This is a genomic window from Sediminicola sp. 1XM1-17 (assembly GCF_037203765.1).
Classification (GTDB): domain Bacteria; phylum Bacteroidota; class Bacteroidia; order Flavobacteriales; family Flavobacteriaceae; genus Sediminicola.
Window position 1 is genome coordinate 1 of the sequence record NZ_JBBCAS010000018.1, and the last position, 4,218, is coordinate 4,218.

The 4,218-nt window shown below is 31.7% G+C and carries 4 protein-coding genes; all 4 read left to right on the plus strand.

Going from position 1 to position 4,218, the window contains the following annotated elements:
- The first annotated feature begins 104 nt into the window (after positions 1-104).
- Positions 105-566, plus strand: a complete 462-nt coding sequence (locus WAA86_RS15320; RefSeq protein WP_337301896.1) for a hypothetical protein — start codon at positions 105-107, stop codon at positions 564-566.
- 178 nt (positions 567-744) lie between these two features.
- Positions 745-1,395 (plus strand): hypothetical protein, encoded by a 651-nt coding sequence (locus tag WAA86_RS15325; RefSeq protein WP_337301897.1) that lies wholly within the window; start codon positions 745-747, stop codon positions 1,393-1,395.
- Between the two features lie 230 nt (positions 1,396-1,625).
- A complete protein-coding gene (locus WAA86_RS15330; RefSeq protein WP_337301898.1) occupies positions 1,626-2,330 on the plus strand; it encodes a DUF6090 family protein in 705 nt (234 codons plus the stop codon).
- 240 nt (positions 2,331-2,570) lie between these two features.
- A complete protein-coding gene (locus WAA86_RS15335) occupies positions 2,571-3,410 on the plus strand; it encodes a hypothetical protein (RefSeq protein WP_337301899.1) in 840 nt (279 codons plus the stop codon).
- Positions 3,411-4,218 lie beyond the last annotated feature (808 nt).

A 4,218-nucleotide genomic window follows, 5' to 3' on the forward strand; every position in this document is an offset into this window, starting at 1 on the left:
ACTCGGAATTGCTAACGCAGGCGCCAAACCAAAAATAAAGGTATATTTAGCCCGTAACTGACGGTTATACGAGACCGTTGTACACCATTTTAAAAACAAAAAATATGAAATCACTTTCGATATTTTTTTTACTTATTACAATAGGAATTAACGTCAGCGCTCAAAATCTTGACGCTAAAATTTATAAAGCAAACTCTGATAATCCGATAGTAATCATAAATGGTGAAATTATGGCTAGTTTCGACATGTTAAAAAAACTACCAACTGATCATATTTCTGAAATGAACATTCTGAAAAATCAAGAAATAAGTGCGACCAATTTGTTTCCTATAGATAAACAGGCTAATGGAATTATTGAAGTCAAAATTGATTCTCAGTTTGACATAAAGACGCAAAATGAATTAAATATTTTTTTTGGTTTGAACCCATCGAATAATATTTATTTGAATGGTTATTTAATTGAAGATAAGGATAGGTCTATTTCAAGAGAAAGCATAAAGAAAATTGAACTTATGCAAGCTGACCACATAAGCTTAAAGGCTCCTGCTTTGAATATTACGATCTAATTAATCGTTATAATTATGAATAAAAAAAACGGTGTACAACAAGGGCTATAATTCATTGTGGCATCATGCAAAAAACTAAAATGGAAACCACCAAACGGCCTGATTTCATAGGTGGGAAAGTCTACGACGTTCCCCACAACGAAATCATAGCCTAAACGTTGGCAGTAATATAACCTCTATGATAACATTCGGAGAAACTTGGCAAAAAGAGCTTTTGAAAATTTCAAAGCGGACTCAAAAAAACATTCATCCTGAAAAGGATTGGTCTCCTAAGAATTATACCTCTTTTGAAAAGGATATAATGTTAGCTTTTTATATTATTCGAAAATTGATAGACGGAAAAAAACTTACAAATAGGATTATATCCACGAACATAAAAGGCAAAAAATATGCTAATTCTGGGATTCCTGTCAACCTTTTAAACAATCATCGGATTCAGGAACTTTATGATTATAAAGAACCAAAAAAAGAAAAGTTTGAATTAAAATTTTTAATCAATCAATTTGTGCATAGTTATATTTTCTATCCAGTTTTATCATATGTTGACGAAGGAAATCTAAAATTTACAGATTTGACGGAACATAATGTTACGGATGAAGAATTGGAGGTTTTATATGAAAATTCGCGAAGGGAACTAGAATGCATTCTTTTTACTTCTGACGATAAAAAAAACGAATTTATATACGAAATAGGTATTAAGGAATTAATTAAGTTATTTGAATCTGTTGGGAATTGTAGGGTAAACACAAAGTCATATACATATAATTCAAAAAAAATGGATTATGATGTAAAACAAGAATATGAAGAAAATTTGGATTTCCCCTTTTAATAAATACTACTGCCAACAATACCTATAAGTAATGCGGAATTTGGTGTTTAATTTAAAGTAAGCGTATATTTACTATGTCCGCAAAATCTTTTCGATTTTGCTCTGGCGAAAAAATATAAATCAAAACAAAAAGCTTTTGCTACGTACGAAGACGGAAACAAAAAGGTTTCCTTGCCTCCGCACTACTCATAGCTGAAGCGTTGTGCTTCATTATGACCAACCAATAACCAATGATAAAATTCTTTAGAAAAATTAGACAAAACTTGCTTTCGGAAGGAAAAACTGGAAAATATTTGAAGTATGCCATTGGTGAAATCATACTAGTGGTAATCGGAATTTTAATTGCTCTGCAACTTAACAATCTGAATGAGAATAAAAAAAATGACGTGTTTGAAAAGGAAATACTTTCTCAAATTCAAGAAAATTTAAAAAGCGATAAGTTAGTATTAAAACAAATCGAATTAAATTTTATGAAGGCTATTGCGTCTTCAAATAAGATATTAAATGCTCAAGAATCTCAAAAGACTAAAGATAGTATTAAAATTTGGCTTGGAGCAATAATACAATTCGACAGATTTCAACCACTTACTAATGCTTATGAGGTATTGAAATCAAATGGTTTGGATAGAATTTCAAATAAACAATTACGGTTCTTGTTAGGGAAATATTATGACGACGAGTCCTTGAGAATTATAAAATCAACAAACGATATAGAAATAGCTTTTAATGACCATTGGACACCTATTTTGTTTCAAGAAACCGTAGAATTTGAATTTAAAAAATCCGTTGAACTAAAAGATTATAGTGTTCTACTGAAATCTTCAAAAGAACGGAATATTTTAAAATTAAGTCGTGACAATTATTCCTTTGGAATTAATAAGATAAAGAGCGGAATAAATACGATTGAGGAAATTCAGAATTTAATAGGGAAATAAAATGACGAAAGCACAACATTACCTATAAGTAATGCGGAGTATGGTGTTTAATTTAAAGTAAGCGTATATTTACTATGTCCGCAAAATCTTTTGTCCCGAAGCGTCGGGATTGCTCTGGCGAAAAAATATAAATCAAAACAAAAAGCCTTTGCTACGCGCGAAGACGGAAACAAAAAGGTTTCCTTGCCTCCGCACTACTCATAGCTGAGGCGTTAGCAAACATTTCACAAGACAAATAATATGGACATAAAAGAAGTTGAACTAATTGTATTCTCCATAAAACTAAATGATGATTCTCTCCTGTATATGAAATTTTATAAAACAGGAACAATTATAAGACAAGGTGTGGGAGGAGCCCCACCTGTACATTCTTCTGGAATTGGATTTAATAATGACAAAAAATATTTCGATACCCTTATTTCCTTAATACCAGGTAATCTTCTTAATCAGCCTTTGGGACATGAGGAAAAAATTATAAACGATAAAGTTGAATATGTAATTGCTTTCTATGGAGTCTCGGATAATGATTTTACAGAAGAACAAGCAAATTGGACTAAATCTACTGGGGTGCGATTTTGTTTGGACTCAAAGAGTGTCACTAGAAACGAGGTCTTAAGTTTTGTGGACGGATTTACGATGAAAGCTGTAGAACTAACAAATGAATGGTATTTTGACATTATTATGAAGGGACACTTCGATATGCAAAGCTCACTCCTAACTAAAAATGATGTCATTACTTTACCTAAATCAGAGAAAGAGAAAAAAGCTGATTACCAAAATTATATTGAGCAAACTGTTTCTAACAATAATGGTAATTGGAATATCCAATCATACTTTGAAGGCAAAAATTACTTAGGTAGTGATCAAAAAGATTATACTCCACGAATTGACACAAGTACCGGAAATTTTAGAATACTATTTTTTCTTACTGAATTAAGCGGTCTTCAGATGCATTTCCCAAAAGAGAAAAAATCAAAAGCAAAAACAACATCGCAAAAACCGATTGAAAACCAAAAAGTCCAGACCAATGCTCAATCAGAAGTCCAAATAAATAAGAAATGGTGGGAAATTTGGAAATAAAAACGTTTGCTAACAATGGCTATAATTCATTGTGGCAGTATGCAAAAAATAAAAATATTAACCATCAAACGGCCTGATTTCATAAGTGGAAAAGTCCACGACGTTTCCCACAACGAAATCATAGCCTAGGCGTTACCTAAAATTACTTATAAAAATTCAAATGGTGAATACACAATTGTTTAGATTTTTTGGGGGAATTGTCTACTGGATATTAAATGGGTTTAAAGGAAAGTTTGCTGATATGAAAGACAAAAAAAATTCCCCAATCGTTGGCGCATTGTTTGTATTAATATCGATTATTTTTCTGGTTCAATGGACTTGAAATTGACAGATTTTTAAAATATAAATTAATAGTGAACAATTAAGAATAAATATTAGCGAGGAATAGAAATAAAGATGTAAAACTTCGAATTTCTTAAATGAAAAGAGCTGAAAACATATCACAATGACTCGGACAGAAATACCACTCAAGCGGGTCGTAACTTTAGGTAACAATACCTATAAGTAATGCGTGGTTTGGTATTTAATTTAAAGTAAGCGTATATTTACTATGTCCGCAAAATCTTTTCTCCCGAAGCGTCGGGATTGCTCTGGCGAAAAAATATAAATCAAAACAAAAAGCTTTTGCTACGTGCGAAGACGGAAACAAAAAGGTTTCCTTGCCTCCGCACTACTCATAGCTGAAGCGTTACCACACATATTGACCCGTCCTGAAATATGTATACAAAAATTCAATTGTATATGTATAAAAATGATGGATATGTGAGACGTTACAGCGAAAGCTTTAAACTCAAAGTATTGGCAGAAC

What these genes read in the sequence shown, in the direction of transcription:
- WAA86_RS15325 (WP_337301897.1), top strand. Translation starts at nt 745, where the DNA reads ATGATAACATTCGGAGAAACTTGGCAAAAAGAGCTTTTGAAAATTTCA.
- WAA86_RS15335 (WP_337301899.1), top strand. Translation starts at nt 2,571, where the DNA reads ATGGACATAAAAGAAGTTGAACTAATTGTATTCTCCATAAAACTAAAT.
- WAA86_RS15320 (WP_337301896.1), top strand. Translation starts at nt 105, where the DNA reads ATGAAATCACTTTCGATATTTTTTTTACTTATTACAATAGGAATTAAC.
- WAA86_RS15330 (WP_337301898.1), top strand. Translation starts at nt 1,626, where the DNA reads ATGATAAAATTCTTTAGAAAAATTAGACAAAACTTGCTTTCGGAAGGA.